The sequence below is a fragment of the Stenotrophomonas sp. PD6 genome (genome assembly GCF_049199305.1).
Taxonomy (GTDB): Bacteria; Pseudomonadota; Gammaproteobacteria; order Xanthomonadales; family Xanthomonadaceae; genus Stenotrophomonas.
Genome location: NZ_JBLZQD010000022.1, coordinates 20555 through 41041, shown reverse-complemented (window position 1 = coordinate 41041; position 20487 = coordinate 20555). Strand labels below are relative to the sequence as shown.

The following is a 20487-nucleotide window of genomic DNA, read 5'->3' as shown; positions in this document are numbered from 1 at the left end:
CTCCCTGGTGAAATTAGCGCTGTGGAACCACCCGATCCCATCCCGAACTCGGAAGTGAAACGCAGCTGCGCCGATGGTAGTGTGGCTCAAGCCATGCGAGAGTAGGTCATCGCCAGGGTTTATACCCAAAAACCCCGCTGCTCACGCAGCGGGGTTTTTTCTTTGCGTGCTGACTAACAGTCAGCACCTACCCGCAACGGGGTTTTTTCTTTGCGTGCGAAGGATGCGACCCTACCGACGGTGATCGTCCGTGCCGCTGATGCATGCGCTTGCCAATGTCGCGGCGGAGGGGATGGGGACGCTGCGGTGCAGGGCATCGAACAGCGGGCGCAATATCGGGTCCTGCAGCACGTGGACAGCCGGCGCGTCCAGCAGAGACAGAATCCGGTCCCTTGCCGCCCTGTCGCCTGCTTCGGCACTGGGATCCAGAAGCGCATCGGCCTCTATCTCGGTCTGCATCGCATTGGCCAACGCGGCGCGCATGGCCGCTGGCATCGGCGCGTTCAAGCCGAGTGCCTCGATCCGCAGTCGTCCTCCACAGATCTGCTCCAGTTCCTGCGCAAGGGAATCATGCACAACCTGGGCGAACCGCTCCCTGATCATGTCGCGCGGGATGTCTGATGCAATCGCGTCGGCCTTGTCGCACAGCAGCGTCACAGCGCTCACTGCCCAGCCCTCCACCATCGCTCCCCAGCTCTCCCGCAACTGTTGGCCGCTGACGTAGGCATCGGCTACCACCGCCGCAAGTGCGGGTTCACCCGGTTCGCCGACGGGCGCCGGTATGTCTGCCTGCAGGGCGAACTGGAACAGGTCCACCCAGACCGCGTCAGGTACTGCCGAGGGATGGCTGCCGCCCATGGCATGCGGCGATATCAGGAGCGTGCCGCCGCCCAACAACGCGCGTGGCACGCTGACCTGGCTGGCACTGCCTGGGATCGTAAGTGTTGGCCGCGTCGGCGCGTTGTGGACGCTGACTGGCGCCCCGCACTGCGTTGCAGGCGGGTTCTGCGCATGGGCAGTAGCATCGCGCGGGGCCGGGGCAGCGCCGGCCGTTGAAGACGTGAATGGATATGCATACATGACCGCGTTCCCTTCGGCACCGGGGCGGCCGTGCCGTCGACCGTGCCCCAGCTTCGGAGGCACGGTCGATGCGATCAATGATCGGCGTCGCGGATTGCGTCCTGCATGCCGACGCCGTCACCCGCAGACCATCGCGGCCCGATGGGACCGCGACGGTCGGCTCAGGCCGCTGCAGCGCGGCTGGGCGTGGCGACGTGTGCACCCCCCTGACGGAAGGCCGCTACGGCATCGGCCAGCGCATCGGCTTGACCTTCCAGCACGCGTGCGGCGGCACTGGCCTCTTCCACCAGCGCTGCATTGGCCTGGGTGGCCTCGTCCATGCGCACCACCGTCTGGTTGATCTGTTCGATGCCAGCGGACTGCTGATGCGAGGCGGCGGCAATCCCGGTCATGATGCCGCTCACACTGGCGACACTGCCGACCAGTTCGCCCATGGTCTGCCCAGCCTCACGCACCCAGCGCGCCCCTTCGGTGACCTCGCTGCCAGAGGCATCGATCAGCTGCTTGATCTCCCGGGCCGCATCGGCGGAACGCTGCGCCAGCGTGCGCACCTCACTGGCAACCACCGCGAAGCCACGCCCGTGGTCCCCTGCACGCGCCGCCTCCACCGCGGCGTTCAACGCCAGGATGTTGGTCTGGAACGCGATGCCATCGATGACCCGGGTGATGTCGCCGATGCGCTGCGACGCCGACTGGATCGACGCCATGCTCGACACGGCGCGCGCGACCACGTCGCCGCCGCGCGTGGCCATGGCGTGCGCGTCCTGCGCCAATGCGCTGGCCTGGCCCGCCTGCGCCGCATTCTGGCGCACCGTGGTGGTCAGCTCCTCCATCGAGGCGGCGGTCTCCTGCAGGTGCGCCGCCTGGCGTTCGGTGCGCTCGGACAGGTCGGCGTTGCCCACCGCGATCTCGGTGGCAGCTTCGGCGATGGACCCACTGCAATGACGGATGCGCGTGACCATCGCACCCAGCTGCGCGGCGGTATCGTTGGCGTCGCGCTGCATGGCCTCGAACGCGCCCTGGAACTGGCCCTGCATCCGCTGGTCCAGGTCGCCCTGCGCCAGCGCGGCCAGCATGCGGCGCAGCTCGCCCACCGTGCTGCCCACACTGTCCAGCAACTGGTTGATGCCACCGGTGAGCCCGTCGAGGAAGCTGCCATCGGCGCGGCGCGGTGGTAGGCGCCGGTCGAGGTCGCCGCTGGCCGCTGCGTCGACGATGCCGGCAACGGCAGCTTCGAGCAGCAGTTCCTCGGTGCGGTCGTGCCACTCCACCGCGAAGCCGATGCGATCCCCCTGCGTACCGAGCACCGGGGTGACCACCTGGGCGAAGTGCACGGGGCCGATCCGGATCCGCCCGTGGTGGGTGTGGGTGAGCGAATCGAGCATGCCGCGGATCCGCGCCGGGTTGGCGTGGAAGCGGTGGATGCTGGTGCCGACCAGCACGTCGGCGTCGAAATCGGGAAACGCCTCGCGCAGCTGATCCTGCTGGTTGCGCAGCAGCTCGACCACCGCACGGTTAACGTAGCGGATCACATGGTCGTCGTCCGCGATCATCATCGCCGTGCGCGACACATCCAACGACTGCCGCACCTGTGCGTCGGCGCGGTGGGTGATCGCATCGCGCTCCACCTGCTGCTGCAACGCAAGCAGCGCGTCGGTCGTACCCGCTGCCGCCTTCACTGCTGCCGATTGGCGACGCATGCCCGCTGCGAGCACGTAGAGCAGCCCCGCCAACGCACACACAACGAGCACGCGCATGGCGAGCAGCCATACGGGAACGGACGGCGCGTGCGGCCACCACATCAGTGCCACCGCGCCGAGCGTTGCGGCGGCGAGCAACAGCACAACGCTCCCGTGCGGATTCAGCGAGCGGCCCGACACACGGTCGGGAGGGCGGGGCGTAGCGGGCAGGGGTGACATGGAACCTCCAGGATTCAAACGACAACAGTGGGCCGGGTGCGCGCACGCGACATCGCGCAGGCGAGCGGCGCGGCGCAGGCAGAAGAGAGCGGCGGCGAAACGCGACCGCGACCGTCGCGGAGCGGCGGATGCCGGCGACGGGATCTGATACGGGGGAGAGAAGCGGGCATTGCGACGACGTGTCCTGGAAGCCGGGGTATTACGCGGCTTCGCAACGGCGGAGCAGGCGATGACACAGCCGATCGGTCGGCTGCAGTATCGGTATCGGTCCAGGCGCCGTTTTATTGAGTGCGACGGGATGTCGCACCGTGCAGGTACGGCGTGGCTGCGCGTTGGCGAACTAGATGCCGAGGAAGGTCGCGACGACTTCGGCCACCAGCCGTGGATGTTCCATGTGCAGGTGGTGGGTGCCGGGGAACACGCTGAGGCGCCCATCGCGCAGCAGGCGGATGCGGTCGCTGCGCAGCGGCTCGGGATAGTACGACTGCGCCGGCGAGGCGTAGATCACCTGGGTGGGGCATTCGATCGCCGCCAGCAGATCGTCGATCTGTGCCTCGCTCAGGCGCATCGCGGTCGGCAGCATCAGCCGTTGATCGCTGCACCAGCTGAAGCCGCCGTCCACCGCCATGACGCCGCGTTCGACCAGCAGCCTCGCGCAGGGCTCGCTGAGCTGGTTGGCCATCATCCGCGCGCGCACCGGCGCAACCAGGTCGGGGAACACGCGCAGCTTCTTGCCGGGCAGGGCGCGTGCGGCGCGCACGTGTTCGCGCAGGCGCTGTGCGGTTTCATCTTCGGGGCCACGCAGGCCGCCGAGTGCTTCGATGGCGATGAGCCGTTCGACACGTTCCGGCGCCGCCGCCGCGACAAGGCTGGCGATGCCGGCACCCATCGAATGGCCGAGCAGGATGAAGCGGTCCCAGCCCAGCGTGTCAGCCACGTCGAGCACGTGGCAGAGGGCGCCCGGGGTGTTGTACTGCGTGCCCGGCGGCAGGTGCGCGCTGTGGCCGTGACCGGGCAGGTCGATCGCCACCAGCTCCATCGCGGGCAACGCGGCGGCCAACGGAACGAAGCTGGCGGCGTTGTCGAGCCAACCGTGCAGCGCCAACACGCGCGGGCCTTGGCCGGCGGCCGAGCGCAGACCCGCGACGTGGTTGCCGGCGACCGGCAGCGAGAAGGGCTGCAGGATCATGCGAGCGCGGCGATGCTCAACCGCGACAACGCCAGCGCGTGGGCAGGCGCATCGTTGAGGCAGGGGATGTAGCGCATCTGCGCGCCGCGTTCGGCGACGGTTTCGGTGAACCCCAGCGCCACTTCTTCCAGCGTCTCCAGGCAGTCGGTGGCGAAGCCGGGGCAGACCACGTCGATGCGTTTGACGCCGCTTTCGGCCATCGCCCACAGCGTCGGCTCGGCGTAGGGTTGCAGCCACTTCTCGCGCCCGAAGCGCGACTGGTAGGTCAGCGTCCAGGCATCGTCGTCCAGGCCCAGCGCCTGCGCGATCGCCTGCGCGCTGGCCTCGCACCGTTGCGGATAGGGGTCGCCGGCGTCGGCCAGCCGCTGCGGAATGCCATGGAAGGAGAACACCAGGCGCTCGCCGCGGCCGTGTTCGGCCCACCACTGGCGGATGCTGTCGGCAACGGCGGCAACCCAATCCGGATCCACGGCGTAGTCGCGCACCAGGGTGACGGTGACGCCCGGGTGCCGCGGCTGCCAGTCGCGCACCTGGTCCTCGATGGAGGCGGTGGTGGTGGTCGAATACTGCGGGTACAACGGCAGCACCACGATCCTGCGCATGCCTTCGGCGGCCATCTGGTCCAGTGCGGCGGTCAGCGCGGGGGCGCCGTAGCGCATGGCGTGGCGCACCCGCAGGTTGGGCATGAGGCCCTGCATGGCCTCGGCCAGGCGGCGGGTGTAGACCATCAGCGGCGAGCCCTCGGGCAGCCAGACCTGGGCGTACTTGGCCGCCGACCGGCCACTGCGCAGGGGCAGGATCAGGCCGAACAACAGTGGTTTCCAAAGCAGTGGCGGGATCGCAACCACGCGGCGGTCGCTGAGGAACTCAGCCAGGTAGCGACGCACCGCCGGGGCGGTTGGCGTCTCGGGCGTGCCTAGATTGACCGCCAGCACGGCGGTGTCGGGTGCGTCGAGCATGGTGCCATTCTCGCAGGTCTGCGCGATTGCCGGGATGGAAACGACGGATTGCTGGGATCAATGTCGTCAATTAAACGAGTAATACTCATTGCGGATTCATTGGAACCCCACTAATTTCGGGGATGGCGTATCGACCAACGGTCGATACCTACCTGTTTGGCCGCATCGATCCACGGTCGATACCTACCTGTTTGGCCGTATCGATCCACGGTCGATATCCCCCGCTTTCCTTGGAGTCTCCATGCGCCGCCTCAGTCTTGTACTGCTGATCTCCGCCAGCCTGCTGTCGACCCAGGCCCTGGCCGGCCCTCAGGAGGACCAGCGCGCCCGCAACGCGGTGCGTGTGCTGGATGAAATCCAGAAGATTCCCGAAGACGGCATTCCGGACAAATTGCTCGACGAAGCACGCGCGGTCGTGGTCATTCCCGACACGATCAAGGCGGGTCTGGTGATTGGCGGGCGCCGCGGCCATGGCCTGATGTCGGTGAAGAACGCCGACGGCAGCTGGTCCAACCCGGTGTTCATCAAGCTCACCGGCGGCAGCATCGGCTTCCAGGCCGGCGTGCAGTCCTCCGACGTGGTGCTGGTGTTCCGCAACGACCGCAGCCTGGACAACATCGTCAACGGCAAGGTTACCCTCGGTGCCGATGCGGGCATCGCGGCGGGCCCGGTGGGGCGCAACGCCGCCGCCGCCACCGACGGCCAGCTGAAGGCCGAAATCTGGTCGTGGTCGCGCGCGCGCGGCCTGTTCGCCGGCGTGGCGCTGGACGGCGCGGTGCTGCAGATCGACGATGCGGCCGTCCTGGACGTCTACGGCAGCGGCACCACGCCGCGCATGGTCTTCGAGGGCCGGAACGGCGAGGCGCCGTCGACCGACGTGGTCGCCTTCCGCGACCGCCTCGAAGAAGCCACCTATTCAGCCCGCGAAAAGCGCGGCACCCAGGGCAGCGCGCCGGTAGCACGGGCCGCCAGCCCGCAGCCGCAGCCCGCGGCACCCGTGGCTGAACAGGCAACCGGCGGCGCCACCACCGCGCCGCTGCAGGCCGTGCCGGCGCAGACCGCCCCGCAACAGGCCGCTCCGCAGCAAGGTTTCCAGCCGGTGGGTGAGGGCGAAGTACGCACTGAATCGCTGGACGGCAACTGACTTTCGTCACGCGCGCCGCCTTACCGGCGGTGCGCTATGCTCAACCCTCTGTTTACTAGGTATTGCGAGCATCACATGGGCGGTATGAGCTTGTGGCATTGGGTGGTGGTGCTGGTCATCGTTCTGCTGGTGTTCGGCACCAAGAAGCTGACCAGTGGCGCCAAGGACCTTGGCAGTGCCGTCAAGGAATTCAAGAAGGGCATGCGCGACGACGACAAGCCGACCGCGCAGCTGAGCGATGAGTCGCGTCCGCAGGACCCGACGACGACCTCGCAGAACGAACACGAGCGCGACCGGCGCTGACCGGGGTAGCGTGGCGTGTTCGACATCGGTTTCAGTGAACTGCTGGTCATCGCGGTAGTGGCCTTGGTCGTGCTCGGTCCCGAGCGGCTGCCCAAGGCGGCCCGCTTCGCCGGGCTGTGGGTGCGCCGTGCGCGCAACCAGTGGGATTCGGTGAAGCAGGAGCTGGAACGCGAGCTGCATGCCGACGAGATCAAGCGCCAGTTCCGCGAGGCGCAGGACTCGGTGCGCGACACCGAAGCGCAGCTGCGTGCCAGTGGCGAGGCGGTCCGCCGCGAGGCCGAGCAGATGCGCGGGCAGGTGCAGCGCCATGACGATGCGCCCAGCGCCGCAGACGAACCGGTGATGACCGGGCCCGCACCGGGTTCACCGGCCAGCGTTGCCCAGCACGTGGTGGCCGCCGAGCCGGAGCCCGAGCCGGCTGAGCCGCGCGATGCGATGGCACCGCCGGGCATCGACGGGCAGGCCCCGCGCGATCCCCCGCCTTCGACACCGGAGGCTCCGCGATGAGCGGCAACGACGCGCCCGAAAGCGGGCTGATCGAACACCTGATCGAACTGCGTGCGCGGCTGATGCGCGGCCTGATCGGGCTGGGTGTGGTGCTGCTGGGGCTGATGCCGTTCTCGCGACAGATCTACACCTGGCTGGCCGAGCCGTTGATCTCGCAGCTGCCGAACGGGCAGTCGATGATCGCGACCAACCCGGCCGGTGCGTTCTTCGCACCGCTGAAGCTCACCTTCTTCGTGGCGCTGTTCATCGCCGTGCCGTGGCTGCTGTACCAGCTGTGGGCCTTCGTGGCGCCGGGCCTGTATGCACGCGAGAGGCGCCTGGCGGTGCCGTTGCTTTTCACCTCCGTGCTGCTGTTCTACATCGGCTGTGCGTTCGCCTACTTCCTGGTGTTGCCGGCGGTGTTCCACTTCCTGACCACCTTCCGCCCGGAAGTGATTGCGATCACCCCGGACGCGAATGCGTATCTGGATTTCGTGCTGGCCATCTTCTTCGCCTTCGGCAGCAGTTTTGAACTGCCGGTGGCGATGGTGATCCTGACCCTGCTGGGCTGGATCACCCCGCAGCAGTTCAAGGAAGGTCGCGGTTACGCGATCGTGGGCATCTTCGTGCTGGCCGCGGTGCTTACCCCGCCGGACGTGGTGTCGCAGCTCATGCTGGCGATCCCGATGTGCCTACTCTACGAGCTGGGCATCCATGCATCGCGCTGGCTGGTGCCGGCCAAGAGCGACGAGAAGCAGGCGTCGTAGCGGCGTCCTGAAAGAGCAGCGACGCATGGCGTCGCTCTACCGTTCTGATCGTTTCAATGCGTTACCGGACGTGGGACGGTTCCGGGCAATCGTTTTGGAACCGATCCTACCGTCGAAGCGCGCGCGGCCCGTAGAGCGACGCCATGCGTCGCTGCTCTTCCATCCGCCCAACGCGGTGCAGGAGTGGCCGGGCGGCGGGTAGCCCCCGGAGGGACGCTCCAAAACATGGGTCCGGCGCATGCGCCGGACGGGTTGGGCAGGACGCCCAACCCCGGCCTTGCCGTGTACGCAGGATTGCGTACACGCGCAAGTTTTGGAGCAGCCTACAAGGACGTACTTGCGGCGTGTCCCGGAGCGGGGCTGCCCGTCGGCCGCCCCAGCTCGGATGAATGGAAACGCCGCTCTTCGCGCGCTGACTCAACCACGCTTGACCGGCGACACCCACATATCAATCCGCGCTTCGAACACGGCTGTTCCGGCGGTATCGCGAATCTGCACCTTTACCGGCAACGCGTAACCGGTCTCGGCGGCCACGATCGGCTGTTCGGGAATGGCCACTGCATGCTGCGTTCCGGTCGCCTTGGCCAGGTACTTCACTTCCATGCCCTTGGGAATCCAGCGCATGCCTTTGGGTAGGGAGGCGTCGACCATCAGGCCGGCGGTGAGTTCGGCCAGGTTGCACAGGGCGATGGCGTGCACGGTGCCGATGTGGTTGGTGACCTTGCGGCGGTGCGCGATGCGGCCTTCGCAGCGGCCGGGTTCGAGCACGGTGATGCGCGGGGCAATGCTGGCGAAGTAGGGGGCCTTGAAGCAGACGGCGCGCGAGAACAGCCACTGGCCGGCGGGCCAGCGTTGCATGCGGTGGTAGAGGTTGAGCAGCGGAGCGGGCATGGCGGGGTCTCCTCAAAAAAAACGGCGGACCGAAGTCCGCCGTTGGGGTGTGCGCTGCAGCGGGGTTACGCCGCTTCGGACTGCGCGTCCTTGCGTTCGCGGTCGTAGTAGCTGGCCGAACGCAGTTCGTGCGGTTCGAAATCGTCGACGGTGATGGTCTCCAGCGTGATCGCACGCAGCTCTTCGAGCAGGGTGCGTTCGTCCTGGGTGATCACGCCTTCGGCCACGGCTTCGTCCAGCTGGGTGACGAAGTCCAGGGCTTCGATGCCCTTGGTCTTGAGCGCCTTGATGAACTTGCGCTCGACCGGTTCGGCCATGATCGCCTTGGACAGGTAGCTGTTGATGCGGCCACCCGGATTGTTCTCGCACGGGGTCAGGAACACGCCATTGGCCAGGCGGTCGCGGGCCTCGTTCGGGGCCATCAGCAGCGCGGCCACGCGGTGGCCCAGGCGGTCGCCCGGGGCTTCGGCACGGCGGCCGAACGGGAAGACCAGCAGCCACATCAGCCAGCCGATCGGACGGATCGGGAAGTTGCGCAGGGCCGCCGACAGCGATTGTTCGATCTTGTGCACGCTGTCATGGAAGGCCCAGGCCAGCAGCGGCTGGTCGGCCGCAGGTGCGCCTTCGTCGTGGTAACGCTTGAGCATCGCGCTGGTCATGTAGATGTGGCTCAGCACATCGCCCAGGCGGCCGGACAGCGATTCCTTGAACTTCAGCTTGCCGCCCAGCGTCATCATGGAGATGTCGGCCATCAGCGCCAGGTTGGCCGAGTAACGGTCCAGCTTGCGGAAGTAGCGGCGGGTGTATGCGTCGCCCGGGGCGGCACCGAAACGGGCGCCGGTGAGGCCGAACCAGAACGAACGTACGGCGTTGGAGATGCCGAAGCGGATGTGGCCGAACAGGCTGCGGTCGAATTCCTGCAGGCCGGCACGGGTGTCCGGGTCCTGCGCCGCCTTCATTTCCTTCAGCACCCACGGGTGGCAGAGGATCGCACCCTGGCCGAAGATCAGCAGGCTGCGGGTCATGATGTTGGCGCCCTCGACCGTGATCGCGATCGGTGCGGCCTGCCAGCTGCGGCCGGCGAAGTTGCGCGGGCCCAGGATGATGCCCTTGCCGCCGATCACATCCATCACATCCGAGATCACTTCACGGCTCATGGTGGTGCAGTGGTACTTGGCGATGGCCGACGGTACCGACGGCACGTCGCCACGGTCCACGGCGGCGGCCGTGGCCTGGCACAGCGCGCTGATCGCGTAGGCCTTGCCGCCGATGCGTGCCAGCGCCTCTTCCACGCCCTCGAAGCGGCCGACCGACAGGCCGAACTGCTTGCGGATGCGTGCATAGGCGCCGGTCACCACGGCGCCGGCCTTGGCACCGCCACTGGCGGTGGAGGGCAGGGTGATGGAGCGGCCGACGGCCAGGCACTCGTTGAGCATGTTCCAGCCCTTGCCGGCCTTCTCGGCACCGCCGATGAGCTGGGTCAGCGGGATGAACACGTTCTTGCCGCGGATCGGGCCGTTCTGGAAGGTCGAGTTGAGCGGGAAGTGGCGGCGGCCGATTTCCACGCCGTCGGTGTCGCGCGGCAGCAGCGCCAGCGTGATGCCGATGTCGCGGGTGGTACCGATCAGGCCATCCGGGTCGTACATGCGGAAGGCCAGGCCGATCAGCGTGGCCACCGGGGCCAGGGTGATGTAGCGCTTGTCGAAGGTGAGCTTGACGCCGAGCACCTGCTCGCCGTTCCACTCGCCCTTGCAGACGATGCCGTAATCGGGGATGGACGTTGCGTCGGAGCCGGCGAACGGACCGGTCAGGCCGAAGCAGGGCACTTCACGGCCGTCGGCCAGGCGCGGCAGGTACTGGTCCTTCTGCGCCTGGGTGCCGTAATGGTTGAGCAGTTCACCCGGGCCCAGCGAGTTGGGCACGCCGACGGTGGAGCTCACAACGCTCGACACCGAGGCCAGCTTCTGGATCACCTTGTGGTGGGCCAGCGCGCTGAAGCCCAGGCCGCCGTATTCCTTCGGAATGATCATGCCGAAGAACTTGTTCTTCTTGATGAAGCTCCACAGTTCCGGCGGCAGGTCGGCGTAGACATGGGTGATTTCCCAGTCGTTGACCATCTTGCACAGTTCTTCCACCGGGCCATCCAGGAAGGCCTGTTCTTCGGCGGTGAGCTGCGGCTTGGGATAGCTGAGCAGCTTGTTCCAGTCCGGGTCGCCGGTGAACAGCTCGCCTTCGAAGCCGACCGAGCCGGTTTCCAGTGCGATGCGCTCGGTCTGCGACAGCGGCGGCAGCACCTTGCGGAACACCTTCATCATCGGCGCGGTCAGCAGCGGCTTGCGGATGAACGGCAGCAGCAGCGGCACGGCGATGACGGCGACGATGGCGGCGGCCACGATCGTTGCGGTCTGGTTGATGTAGGGAACGAACCAGCAGGCCGCCAGCAGCACGAGGCTGACCAGCGTCCAGGTGATCAGCCGCATCCGATGGTAGGCGACGAACGCGCCTGCCAGCAGGATGGCGAGGAAGGGGACGACAATGCTCATGAGCGTGCTCCGGTGACGTGCTCGGTTGTGGCGGACTGTGCCACGGCGGAGGCCGAGGGCAACACGTCCAGATAGTCCAACACAGTAGCGGTAAAGGCGTTGTTGTCGTCACCGGCGACCATATGCGTGGCCTCCGGCAACTGCACGTGGCGAGCGTGCGGCACCAACGCGAGGAACTCGGCCACCGTCTGCGGGGTGACCAGGGTGCTGCGCCCGCCGCTGACCAGCAGCACCGGGCATTTCACCTGGCGCGCCGCTTCTGCGAGCGCGTCCTGGTGTTGTTCGCTGTCGCGCGCCAGTTCGGCGACCAGGCGCGGGTCCCAATGCCAGCGCCAGCGGCCGTGGCCGTCATCGCGCAGCAACGCGCGCAGCGATGCCTCGGTCTTGCGCGGGCGGTGCGGCAGGTACGCGGAAATCACGTCGGCCGCCTGTTCCAGCGAGGCGAAGCCGTCCGGGTGCGCGGTCATGAACATCAGGATCTTCTCGACCCCGGCGGTGTCCCAGCGCGGGGTGATGTCGACCAGCACCATCGCCGAAAACAGGCCCGGCCAACGCGCTTCGGCGAGCAGGCCGAACAGCCCGCCCATGGAGGCGGCTACCAGGATCGGCGGCTGCGGCTGTTCGCCGGCCAGCACGATCAGGTCATCGGCGAACTGTTCGCCGTGATACGGCACGTCGGCCGCGTTCCAGTCCGAGTCGCCGTGACCGCGCGCATCGTAGGCCAGGGTGGCATAGCCGGCGCCGGCCAGCGACTCCGCGGTGGCGGTCCAGGCATGCCGGGTCTGGCCGAAGCCGTGCGCGAACAGGACAGTGCCACGTCGTCCGCTGCCGGAGCGGGTGGCGGCCAGCACGGTGTCGTGGGCGGCGGTCAGGCGCGCCTCGGTGGGGACGGGCAGGGAGGGGGCGGGAGTTACCATACTTGCTAGTATGGACCGCGTTGTGGGCATGTCAATACCGGTGGGTATGGTTTGCCTGTCGGGCGTGGAATTCCATACAAACCAACCCCGGCGTATGGTTAAATCATCCTCATGAATGAACCTGACGCTTCCGCCGGCGAGCCACGTGCCGGCCGCAACAGCCGCCTGAGCGCGGAAGACTGGGCCCAGGCCGCCCTGGACCTCATCGCTGAACAAGGCGTCGGTGCCGTCGCGGTGGAGCCGTTGGCCCGCCGCCTCGGCGTGACCAAGGGCAGTTTCTACTGGCATTTCCCCTCGCGCGACGCGTTGCTGCAGGCCGCGCTGGAGCGCTGGGAACTGTTCGAACAGGAACAGGTGTTCGGCAGCCTGGAAGACGTGCCCGATCCGCGTGCGCGCCTGCGCCAGCTGTTCCAGGTGGTGGCCCATGAAGTGCAGCCGCACATCATCTACAGCGAGCTGCTGAAGGCGCTGGACCACCCGATGGTGCGGCCGGTGATCGACCGCGTCTCGCACCGCCGCCTGGAGTACCTGGTGGCCTCGTTCCGCCAGGCGGGGCTGAGCCGTACCGACGCGCAGCATCGCGCGCGGTTGGCGTACGCCGCGTACGTGGGTTTCCTGCAGCTGTCGCTGCAGCTGCAGCAGCCCAAGCCGGCACGCGAGGACTTCGAGGCTTACGTGGAGCACGTGATCGAGACGTTGATTCCGATCGGTTGAGCGGGAGTCGAGAACATGAAAAAGGCCGCTGAAAGCGGCCTTTTTTGTGCGTGTGCGATCGGTGCGAAACAACGACGGCACAAAAAGCAACGGCCCCTTTCGGGGCCGTTGCTGCATCAGGTGCTGATCAGTGGATCGATCAGAACTTCTGCTGGTACTTCATGTACACGAAGCGACCGATGTCGAAGCCACCGTAGTACGAGTAGCCGGAGTTCGGCTGCGCGTAGGCCGGAGCAGCCCAATGGTCGAACACGTTGTTGGCACCGACGGCCACCGTCGCATTCCACGGCAGGTTGTAGGCAACCTGGAGGTCATGGAAGGTGTTCGAGCCCAGCTCGTTCTGCGGCAGGATCTGACCAGCGGTATCCGGTGCGGCGTAATCCGGCAGGGTGCAGCGGTCGTCGAAGTAGCACTGTTCCTTGGTGCCCGAGTAGTAACGCGCGGTCCAGGTGATGGACAGGTCGTCCAGCTGCCAGTTGACCGAGGCGTTCGAGCGCAGGCGGAAGTTGCCACCGAAGCCGTTGTCCTGGGTCGGCGGGTTGGCCGAGTTGTCCTGCTTGATCTCGTTCTTGGTGACGTAGCTGCTCTGGATCGACGTGGTGAAGTTGCCGAAGCCGGTCTCGAAGCGATAGTTGATATCCCAGTCGAAGCCTTCGGTTTCGACGTAACCGGCGTTGCGCAGGCCGAAGTTCAGCGAGGTCACGTTGCCGGCGCCGTTACGGGTGAAGCCGACGCAACGCGATTCGATGCCACGCAGGTAGCAGTCGTTGAGCAGGTCGGTCGGGGTATCAGCAACGATGGTGTTCTCGATGCGGATGTTCCACCAGTCCAGCGAGGTGTTGAAGCCTTCGATGAACTCCGGGCTCCAGACGACACCCAGGGTCTTGGAGGTCGAGGTTTCCGGGGTCAGGGTCGGGGTCGAACCGGTCACGAACGGGTTGTTGGTCTGCTCACCCGGGCCCGGCGCCGGGGCGGTGCCCGAAGCGTTGAGCTGGCGGAAGCCGGCCGGCACGTCCTGGCGGCAGCGCGCGTTGTTGGCGGCCGGACCGAACACGGTGTCGCACGGATCGGTGTAGTCCTCGAAGGTCTGCGACAGGCCACCGTACAGATCGGCGACGGTCGGAGCGCGGAAGCCTTCCGACCAGGTGCCACGGATCAGCAGCGAGTCGATCGGCTTCCACTTCAGGCCGAACTTGCTGTTCAGCGTGTCGCCGAAGGTGTCGTAATCCGAGTAACGGGTTGCCGCGGTAATGCTCAGTTCGCGGGCAAAGGTCACGTCGGACAGGATCGGCACCAGGAACTCGGCGTAGACTTCGTTCAGGTTGTAACCACCTGCGGTCGGACCAGCAGCCAGATCGGTCGAGATACCGGTCTGGGCCAGTGCGTCCGGCGAGAACGAGCCGCTTTCCTCACGACGCTCCACGCCCACCGACACGCCCAGATCGCCCGCCGGCAGGGTCACGATCGAGCCGGAGATGTTGGCGAAGTAGTTCTTGGTGGTGGTGCGCGACAGCGCCTGGCCCGGCTGGTACAGGTACGCCTGCACGTTCGGGTCGTCCAGACCGTTGGCGGCCTGGTAGCCGAACGGAATCAACGGGTTCCACGGGGTGCAGGCTCCGGGGCCGCTACCCAGCGGAATCGGGTTGGCGGCGGTGCCGCACTGGGCGCGACCGTCGGCGTTGATGAACGATGCACCGGTGGCCTGGCCAACAGCGTAGGTGTTCAGGTTACCCGTACTGATCTGGGTACCCTTGTTCTGGTTGTACAGGTAGCCCGCTTCCCAATCCCAGTAACGATCACCGGTCTGGAAGTTGCCGCTGAACACGCCGGTGAAGCGCGTGGTGGTCAGGCTGTTGAACACTTCGCGCGGAACTTCCCAGCCACGACGGACGTACTGCACGTCGGTGCCGACCGGATTGAACACGCTGTCGGCCGACAGGCCGCCCGAGCTCAGGTCGAAGTTGGCGCTGTTGAACGGATAGCCGGCGTTCTGCGCGAACGAGTCGCGGTCGGTGTACATGACGCTGGTGTTGAAGCGAACGTTGTCAGTGAAGTCGAACTGACCGTTCAAGAACGCCGACTTGCGCTTGATGCCGCTGTACACGGTCGAAGCAAGCGCCGGGTTCGAGGTGTCGGTGCCGTTGGTCGGGCGGAAGCTGCCGAAGTCGGTCACGTCCAGGCCCGGCACATCGCGGCGCAGGGTGTAGGTGCCGCCGTTGTAGGAGAAGCGACCCCACTGGGTGGTGCCGGACAGGCCGCCCGGACGCGCAGCGCTCTTTTCGCCGGTCGGGAAGCGGTCACGCGAGAACCAGCGGTCCTTGGCCCACACCGGATCTTCGTTGGTGTATTCAACGCCGGCGGTCAGCGAGCCACGGTCACCACGGAAGCCCATGATGAAATCGTAGTTCTCGCGCTTGCCGTCGCCCTGGTCCCACTGGCCGATGTAAACGTTGGCTTCTGCGCCTTCGAAGTCCTTGCGGGTGATGATGTTGATCACGCCGGCGATGGCATCGGAGCCGTAGATGGTGGACGCGCCGTCCTTCAGGATTTCGATGCGCTCGACCATGGCCGACGGGATCGAGGCGACGTCCTGCAGGCCGTCGTTGGTGATGCCCAGGCGACGACCGTCGACCAGGATCAGGGTACGGTTGGCACCGAGGTTGCGCAGGTCGATGTAGTAACCACCGACGGCTTCACCCGAGCTCAGCGGCGAGGTGCGGCTGATCGCCGGAGAGCCTGCGGCCGGGATGTTCTGCAGGATGTCGGCAACCGACTTGAAACCCTGGCGTTCGATCTGGTCGCGGCTGATGGTGAGCACCGGCTGGGCGGTTTCGGTGTCGACCTGGCGGATGCGCGAGCCGGTAACCGAGATGCGGTCCAGATTGGTGGTGTTCGTCTCTTCCTGGGCCTGCGCGGTGGCGCTGCCGGCAGCGACGACCAGTGCAACGACCACTGCATCACGCAGCTTGTTGGACTTAAAGTTCATTGCTCTCTCTCTCCAAGGGAATCTTGGGTATTCACTGGGGTGTTTGCCTGGGGCGGTGCCAATAGAGAGCACCAAAGACCACGAGGCTGACTCGATAGTAACTGCCAGTTCGAAAGAATTAAAGTAGCGTTAATGATGTCTGTGATCCATGTGAAATTCGGCAAAGTCCTTGTGGATCAAGGCACTTGGATGGGCAAAAACGTCTTTCCGCCCCGAATGTTAAAAAAATGTTAGCAAAATAGTTGCAGTTGATTTGTCACGCTGTGTATCAGGTTGGCGTGCTCGGGGGGCGAAAGCAGACGGAGAGCCATAAAAAAAGCGCGCCCGGGGCGCGCTTTGTGTCTGTCTGTCAGCGCCCGTGGGCGGCCGGTCAGAGATCTTGTTCGTAGCGGACATAGGGCACGGTGCCCTCGTCGGTGCTCTCGTTGCGGGGGGCGAAAGGATTCTTGCCGCGGGTGATCACATTCTCCGCGCCGACCGTGAGCTGGCCGCTCCAGGGGGTGCGCCAGGTCAGGCCGACGCCCAGGCCTTCCCACTTGCCGGGCTGGCCGGGCACATCGACCACGCGGCCGATGATGTTGCCGCTGAAGTTGCCATAGCCGGCACCCAGGGTGAGGTTCTTGCTGTCCCAGCGGTCCACCAGCGCAGGGGACATGTCGGACAGGGGCACCAGGCGCGCCTTGGCGTAGGTGCCACCGATCGACACGAAGCCCTCACGGCCAATGTTCTTCTGGCCGAAGACGGTCAGGTCATTCTGTTCGGCGCGCAGCGCCGGCGACTTGTTCGGGCCGGCCAGCCAGGCCGGAAGCGTGTCCTTGCCGGTGCCGACGGTGAAGCCGACGCGGCCGCCAGGCCGGTTGAACGCGGCGGTGCCGGTCACCCGACGGCTCAGGGTGTTGTCGTCATCGTCGCCCAGGCTGGCCAGCATGCAGTGGCTGGCCAATCCGCTGATGCTGGTGCCGCGGCTGCTGTTGCACAGCAGGCCCAGCGAATCCCCCGACGACAGCCCGAAGGCCGCGTCCAGCGAGCTGCGCCCGAAGTGCCAGCGCGCGCCGGCGGCCTGCTCACCGGTGGGTTCCAGGTAGAGCAGGGCCTCGACCTTGCCGCTGCCCTTGTTCCACACCGGGATCACCGTGCTGTCCTGGCGCGCCTTGGATTGCGCATACGCGCCCGGGATCGCGGCGAGGGCGATCATCAGGGCAAGCGGTAGACGCAGAAGGGCACGCATGGGAACTCTCAGACAGCGGTGATGAGCACAAGTTCCCGCCGAAGCGGGACACTGATCCTAGGGTGTTTATGATTTCTTAACAAGTCTTGGTTCTCCCCAGAACAAAACTCGTGCGGCGATTACTGAAGCCGTTCAGGTGACGGCAAGGCAACTACCTCGTCGCTGAACAGTATGTCGAATTCCGTCAACGGAAAGTGATACTCCTGTCCGCAGAATTCGCAACGGATTTCGACCGCGCCCGTGGGCTCGGCGGCGGCCCGGGCTTCTTCCTGGCCCAGCGACTGCAGCATGCCCTCCACCCGCTCGCGTGAGCAGGAGCAGGCAAAGCGCAGCGGGCGCGCACCCAGCAGCTGCGGCTCCTCCTCATGGAACAGGCGAAGCAGCAGGGTGTCGGCGTCCACGTCGAGCAGTTCCTGCTTGCCCAGGGTCTCGAACAGGGCGCTGGCGCGGGACCAGCCGTCCACATCACCCTCGTCACCGGGCAGCTTCTGCAGCAGCAGGCCGGCCGCACGGGTGCCATCGGCGGCCAGCAGCAGGCGGGTCGGCAGCTGCTCGGACTGGCGGAAGTAGTCTTCGAAGGCCTCGTCCAGGCTGGCGGCACCCAGCCCGACCAGGCTCTGGTAGCGCTGCGGCTCGCGCGGGTCCAGGCCCGGGTTCTCGATGCTGATGGCCAGCAGCGCGTCGTCGCCCAGTTGGGTCAGGTCCCGCGGGACGTCGCCGTCATCGGACAGCTGCACGATGCCGCGCAGGGTGCCGGCGGCGGTGCATTCGGCGAACAGGGTGCGCAGGGCGGTGGCACTGCGCAGCTGGATCGACAGCCGACCGTCCACCTTGGTGTGGCCGGTGAACAGCGCCGAGGCGACACTCGCCTGGCCCAGCAGTTCGGCGGCGGCCGGCGGGTAGCTGGCGTGGGAGAGGATTTCCTGCCAGGTGGCGTCGAGGTGCACATGCACGCCGCGGACGCCGGCATCAGGAAGCAGGAAACGGACGAGGGAGTCGGTCTGGGCGGTCATCGGGTCGGTGGCTGCGCTTATATAAATGGGGGCGTGTTGCCGGATAATGCGCCGACAACCATGCAAGCATAGGGTGCACGAGTAATGGGGGCAGAGCGCAGCAACCACAAGGCCGATCCGGGTCTGGAACCCTCACGCCCGCGCCGCTGGCGCTGGAAGCACCTGCTCTGGCTGCCCGTGCTGTTCGTGGTGGGCAGTGTGCTGCAGGTGGCCGCGCTGCGTGTGATCGACCCGCCGCTGTCCACAGTCATGCTGTGGCGCTATGGCGAGGCGCTGGGCCAGGGCGACTGGAGCTACCGGCTGCACTACCAGTGGCGCGACCTGGACCAGATGGCGCCCAGCCTGCCGATCTCGCTGGTGGCCGCCGAAGACCAGCGCTTCCCCGAGCACAACGGGTTCGACCTGCAGGCGATCGAGAAGGCGCGCGACCACAACGCGCGCGGCGGGCGCCTGCGTGGGGCCAGCACGATCAGCCAGCAGGTGGCCAAGAACCTGTTCCTCTGGCAGGGCCGCAGCTGGATCCGCAAGGGCCTGGAGGTCTGGTACACGGTGCTGATCGAAGCGCTGTGGCCGAAATCGCGGATCCTGGAGATGTACGCCAACATCGCCGAATTCGGCGACGGCATCTACGGTGCGCAGGCGGCGTCGCAGCAGTTCTGGCACAAGGACGCCGCACGCCTGAGCCCGGCCGAAAGCGCCCGCCTGGCAGCGGTGTTGCCCGCGCCGCGCCGTTACAACGCGGCAAACCCGGGGCCGTACGTGCAGCGTCGCGCCAACTGGATCCAGCGGCAGGCCCGCCAGCTGGGCGGCGGCGCGTACCTGGCCGACGACTGACGATTCATGCAGCTGACGACACAACGGTACACTCGGCCCATGTCTGCCCAACGCCTTACCGTGGTCATTGCCGCCCACAACGAAGCCCTGGCGCTGCCCATGCTGCAGCCCCGGCTGTGCGCGGTGCTGGATGGCCTGGACGGTATCGAGGGACGCATCGTCTATGTGGATGACGGCAGCACCGATGCCACCTGGCAGGTGATGCAGGACCTGGCTGCGATCGATTCGCGCGTGGGCGCGCTGCGGCTGTCGCGCAATTTTGGCAAGGAGGCCGCGCTGACCGCAGGCCTGGACAGGGTCGACGACGGTGCGGTGATGATCCTCGATGCCGACGGCCAGGACCCGCCGGAGTTGATTCCGGAATTCGTGGCGTTGTGGCAGCAGGGCTACGACAACGTGTACGGCACGCGCCTGGTGCGCGATGGCGAAGGCTGGTTCAAGCGCAGCACCGCCGCGGCGTTTTACCGGGTGATCGGACGACTGTCGAGAACGCCCATTCCCGCCGACACCGGCGATTTCCGCCTGCTCTCGCCACGCGCGCTGCAGGCGCTGGGTCAGCTGCGTGAACGCCACCGGTTCATGAAGGGGCTGTTCGGCTGGGTCGGCTTCAGGCGCAAGGCGCTGCCGTACCACCGCCACGCGCGGATGGTGGGCGACAGCAAGTTCGGGCTGTGGAAGCTGTGGAATTTCGCGCTGGAGGGCATTACCAGCTTCTCCACGGTGCCACTGCGTGCGGCCACCTACCTTGGCCTGGCCACGGCCAGCGTCGCGTTCGTCTTTGGTGTGTGGGTGATCGTGAAGGCGGCGCTGTACGGCGACCGGGTGGCCGGCTATCCGACGATGATGGCGGTGATCCTGTTCCTGGGGGGCGTGCAGTTGATTGCACTGGGTCTGATCGGGGAATACCTGGGGCGGCTGTACGAGGAATCGAAGCAGCGCCCGCTGTACCTGGTTGACACCTGGCAGGCGCCGTTCGTGGCAGACTCGGCCTTGCATCCCATCGGTGGAGAGCAGCGAGATGACCACGGTACGACAGCTGTTGGAAGGCAAGTCCCCTGAGGTTTTCGCGGTAACCCCGGAGTCGGCGGTGATCGACGCGATCCGGTTGATGGCCGAGAAGGGCATTGGCGCGGTGCTGGTGATGGAAGGCCGGCACCTGGTCGGCATCCTGTCCGAGCGCGATTACGCACGCAAGATCGTGCTGCACGACCGCTCCTCGCGAACGACGCTGGTCAGCGACATCATGACCGCCAAGGTCGTCACGGTGGCACCGGGCGAGCAGGTGGAACACTGCCTGCAATTGGTGACCGACTACCGCATCCGGCATCTGCCGGTGGTGGACGGCGGTGGCGTGATCGGGGTGATCTCGATCGGTGATCTGGTCAAGTCGGTGATCGACGAGCAGGCCAAGACGCTGGATCAGCTGCAGCAGTACATCGTCGCCGGCTGACGGGTAGAGCCGGGCTCTGCCCGGCTGAATCGCATCTGCCCGGTTGTATCGCATGACGTAGCGC

Annotated in this window: 18 protein-coding genes and 1 rRNA gene; 9 read left to right on the top strand and 10 right to left on the bottom strand. The window is 66.5% G+C overall.

All coding sequences use genetic code 11. The features are described 5' to 3' along the window. Positions 1 to 3: 3 nt before the first annotated feature. Positions 4 to 118, top strand: a 5S ribosomal RNA gene (gene rrf, locus ACOZHM_RS19700). 113 nt (positions 119 to 231) lie between these two features. Here rrf and ACOZHM_RS19695 read toward each other — a convergent pair. The 4 genes from ACOZHM_RS19695 to hemH form a co-directional block, all read right to left on the bottom strand. After that, positions 232 to 816 carry a hypothetical protein gene (locus tag ACOZHM_RS19695; RefSeq protein ID WP_421571011.1) on the bottom strand — a complete coding sequence of 195 codons (585 nt, stop codon included), beginning with the start codon at positions 814 to 816 and terminating at the stop codon, positions 232 to 234. A gap of 425 nt (positions 817 to 1241) precedes the next feature. Beyond that, on the bottom strand, positions 1242 to 2999 hold the full coding sequence (locus ACOZHM_RS19690; RefSeq protein ID WP_421571010.1) for a methyl-accepting chemotaxis protein: 1758 nt from the start codon (positions 2997 to 2999) through the stop codon (positions 1242 to 1244). Between the two features lie 340 nt (positions 3000 to 3339). After that, positions 3340 to 4188, bottom strand: a complete 849-nt coding sequence (locus ACOZHM_RS19685; protein ID WP_421571009.1) for an alpha/beta fold hydrolase — start codon at positions 4186 to 4188, stop codon at positions 3340 to 3342. Further along, entirely contained in the window at positions 4185 to 5147 is a 963-nt protein-coding gene (gene hemH / locus ACOZHM_RS19680) for a ferrochelatase (RefSeq protein ID WP_421571007.1), read from the bottom strand. The genes ACOZHM_RS19685 and hemH overlap by 4 nt, the downstream gene beginning before the upstream one ends. A gap of 241 nt (positions 5148 to 5388) precedes the next feature. Between hemH and ACOZHM_RS19675 the strand changes: the two genes are divergently transcribed. The 4 genes from ACOZHM_RS19675 to tatC all read left to right on the top strand — a co-directional run bounded on the left by ACOZHM_RS19675 (position 5389) and on the right by tatC (position 7847). Further along, positions 5389 to 6291, top strand: a complete 903-nt coding sequence (locus ACOZHM_RS19675; RefSeq protein ID WP_421571005.1) for a YSC84-related protein — start codon at positions 5389 to 5391, stop codon at positions 6289 to 6291. A 75-nt stretch (positions 6292 to 6366) separates the two neighbouring features. Beyond that, on the top strand, positions 6367 to 6594 hold the full coding sequence (gene tatA / locus ACOZHM_RS19670) for a Sec-independent protein translocase subunit TatA (RefSeq protein WP_421571004.1): 228 nt from the start codon (positions 6367 to 6369) through the stop codon (positions 6592 to 6594). A gap of 15 nt (positions 6595 to 6609) precedes the next feature. Continuing rightward, positions 6610 to 7101, top strand: a complete 492-nt coding sequence (gene tatB / locus ACOZHM_RS19665) for a Sec-independent protein translocase protein TatB (RefSeq protein ID WP_421571003.1) — start codon at positions 6610 to 6612, stop codon at positions 7099 to 7101. Next, positions 7098 to 7847: a twin-arginine translocase subunit TatC gene (gene tatC / locus ACOZHM_RS19660; RefSeq protein WP_421571002.1), complete on the top strand. Its 750-nt coding sequence runs from the start codon at positions 7098 to 7100 to the stop codon at positions 7845 to 7847. Before tatB ends, tatC begins: the two co-directional genes overlap by 4 nt. Before the next feature lie 417 nt (positions 7848 to 8264). Here the strand turns inward: tatC and ACOZHM_RS19655 are convergent, their stop codons facing one another. The 3 genes from ACOZHM_RS19655 to ACOZHM_RS19645 all read right to left on the bottom strand — a co-directional run bounded on the left by ACOZHM_RS19655 (position 8265) and on the right by ACOZHM_RS19645 (position 12198). Continuing rightward, positions 8265 to 8738, bottom strand: coding sequence for a hotdog fold domain-containing protein (locus tag ACOZHM_RS19655; protein ID WP_421571001.1), 474 nt, complete (start codon positions 8736 to 8738; stop codon positions 8265 to 8267). Between the two features lie 65 nt (positions 8739 to 8803). Continuing rightward, positions 8804 to 11281 carry an acyl-CoA dehydrogenase gene (locus ACOZHM_RS19650; RefSeq protein ID WP_421571000.1) on the bottom strand — a complete coding sequence of 826 codons (2478 nt, stop codon included), beginning with the start codon at positions 11279 to 11281 and terminating at the stop codon, positions 8804 to 8806. Continuing rightward, positions 11278 to 12198: an alpha/beta fold hydrolase gene (locus ACOZHM_RS19645; RefSeq protein WP_421570999.1), complete on the bottom strand. Its 921-nt coding sequence runs from the start codon at positions 12196 to 12198 to the stop codon at positions 11278 to 11280. Before ACOZHM_RS19645 ends, ACOZHM_RS19650 begins: the two co-directional genes overlap by 4 nt. Before the next feature lie 111 nt (positions 12199 to 12309). Here ACOZHM_RS19645 and ACOZHM_RS19640 point away from each other — a divergent pair, with 111 nt between their 5' ends. Beyond that, positions 12310 to 12912 (top strand): TetR/AcrR family transcriptional regulator, encoded by a 603-nt coding sequence (locus ACOZHM_RS19640; protein WP_313346748.1) that lies wholly within the window; start codon positions 12310 to 12312, stop codon positions 12910 to 12912. 139 nt (positions 12913 to 13051) lie between these two features. Here the strand turns inward: ACOZHM_RS19640 and ACOZHM_RS19635 are convergent, their stop codons facing one another. The 3 genes from ACOZHM_RS19635 to ACOZHM_RS19625 form a co-directional block, all read right to left on the bottom strand. Beyond that, the gene (locus ACOZHM_RS19635; protein ID WP_421570998.1) at positions 13052 to 15898 is read right to left on the bottom strand and encodes a TonB-dependent receptor domain-containing protein; all 2847 of its coding nucleotides are present in this window, start codon (positions 15896 to 15898) and stop codon (positions 13052 to 13054) included. A gap of 370 nt (positions 15899 to 16268) precedes the next feature. Next, positions 16269 to 17093: a hypothetical protein gene (locus ACOZHM_RS19630; protein ID WP_421571012.1), complete on the bottom strand. Its 825-nt coding sequence runs from the start codon at positions 17091 to 17093 to the stop codon at positions 16269 to 16271. A 152-nt stretch (positions 17094 to 17245) separates the two neighbouring features. Further along, the gene (locus ACOZHM_RS19625; protein ID WP_421570997.1) at positions 17246 to 18139 is read right to left on the bottom strand and encodes an Hsp33 family molecular chaperone HslO; all 894 of its coding nucleotides are present in this window, start codon (positions 18137 to 18139) and stop codon (positions 17246 to 17248) included. 84 nt (positions 18140 to 18223) lie between these two features. Here ACOZHM_RS19625 and mtgA point away from each other — a divergent pair, with 84 nt between their 5' ends. From mtgA to ACOZHM_RS19610, 3 genes are read left to right on the top strand one after another with little or no spacing between them, the layout of a single operon-like run. Then, complete coding sequence (mtgA, locus tag ACOZHM_RS19620; RefSeq protein WP_421570995.1) at positions 18224 to 18973, top strand: monofunctional biosynthetic peptidoglycan transglycosylase; 750 nt, start codon at positions 18224 to 18226, stop codon at positions 18971 to 18973. A 39-nt stretch (positions 18974 to 19012) separates the two neighbouring features. Then, positions 19013 to 20032, top strand: a complete 1020-nt coding sequence (locus ACOZHM_RS19615) for a glycosyltransferase family 2 protein (RefSeq protein WP_421570993.1) — start codon at positions 19013 to 19015, stop codon at positions 20030 to 20032. Continuing rightward, a complete protein-coding gene (locus tag ACOZHM_RS19610) occupies positions 19992 to 20423 on the top strand; it encodes a CBS domain-containing protein (protein ID WP_421570992.1) in 432 nt (143 codons plus the stop codon). The genes ACOZHM_RS19615 and ACOZHM_RS19610 overlap by 41 nt, the downstream gene beginning before the upstream one ends. The last annotated feature ends 64 nt before the right edge of the window (positions 20424 to 20487 follow it).

Bases quoted from the DNA above. Each gene is read 5' to 3' on its own strand.
- ACOZHM_RS19635 (WP_421570998.1), bottom strand. From the start codon at position 15,898: ATGAACTTTAAGTCCAACAAGCTGCGTGATGCAGTGGTCGTTGCACTG.
- ACOZHM_RS19610 (WP_421570992.1), top strand. From the start codon at position 19,992: ATGACCACGGTACGACAGCTGTTGGAAGGCAAGTCCCCTGAGGTTTTC.
- hemH (WP_421571007.1), bottom strand. From the start codon at position 5,147: ATGCTCGACGCACCCGACACCGCCGTGCTGGCGGTCAATCTAGGCACG.
- ACOZHM_RS19645 (WP_421570999.1), bottom strand. From the start codon at position 12,198: ATGGTAACTCCCGCCCCCTCCCTGCCCGTCCCCACCGAGGCGCGCCTG.
- ACOZHM_RS19650 (WP_421571000.1), bottom strand. From the start codon at position 11,281: ATGAGCATTGTCGTCCCCTTCCTCGCCATCCTGCTGGCAGGCGCGTTC.
- tatC (WP_421571002.1), top strand. From the start codon at position 7,098: ATGAGCGGCAACGACGCGCCCGAAAGCGGGCTGATCGAACACCTGATC.
- ACOZHM_RS19685 (WP_421571009.1), bottom strand. From the start codon at position 4,188: ATGATCCTGCAGCCCTTCTCGCTGCCGGTCGCCGGCAACCACGTCGCG.
- ACOZHM_RS19630 (WP_421571012.1), bottom strand. From the start codon at position 17,093: ATGATCGCCCTCGCCGCGATCCCGGGCGCGTATGCGCAATCCAAGGCG.
- ACOZHM_RS19625 (WP_421570997.1), bottom strand. From the start codon at position 18,139: ATGACCGCCCAGACCGACTCCCTCGTCCGTTTCCTGCTTCCTGATGCC.
- ACOZHM_RS19640 (WP_313346748.1), top strand. From the start codon at position 12,310: ATGAATGAACCTGACGCTTCCGCCGGCGAGCCACGTGCCGGCCGCAAC.
- ACOZHM_RS19690 (WP_421571010.1), bottom strand. From the start codon at position 2,999: ATGTCACCCCTGCCCGCTACGCCCCGCCCTCCCGACCGTGTGTCGGGC.
- ACOZHM_RS19655 (WP_421571001.1), bottom strand. From the start codon at position 8,738: ATGCCCGCTCCGCTGCTCAACCTCTACCACCGCATGCAACGCTGGCCC.
- mtgA (WP_421570995.1), top strand. From the start codon at position 18,224: ATGGGGGCAGAGCGCAGCAACCACAAGGCCGATCCGGGTCTGGAACCC.
- ACOZHM_RS19615 (WP_421570993.1), top strand. From the start codon at position 19,013: ATGTCTGCCCAACGCCTTACCGTGGTCATTGCCGCCCACAACGAAGCC.
- ACOZHM_RS19675 (WP_421571005.1), top strand. From the start codon at position 5,389: ATGCGCCGCCTCAGTCTTGTACTGCTGATCTCCGCCAGCCTGCTGTCG.
- tatA (WP_421571004.1), top strand. From the start codon at position 6,367: ATGGGCGGTATGAGCTTGTGGCATTGGGTGGTGGTGCTGGTCATCGTT.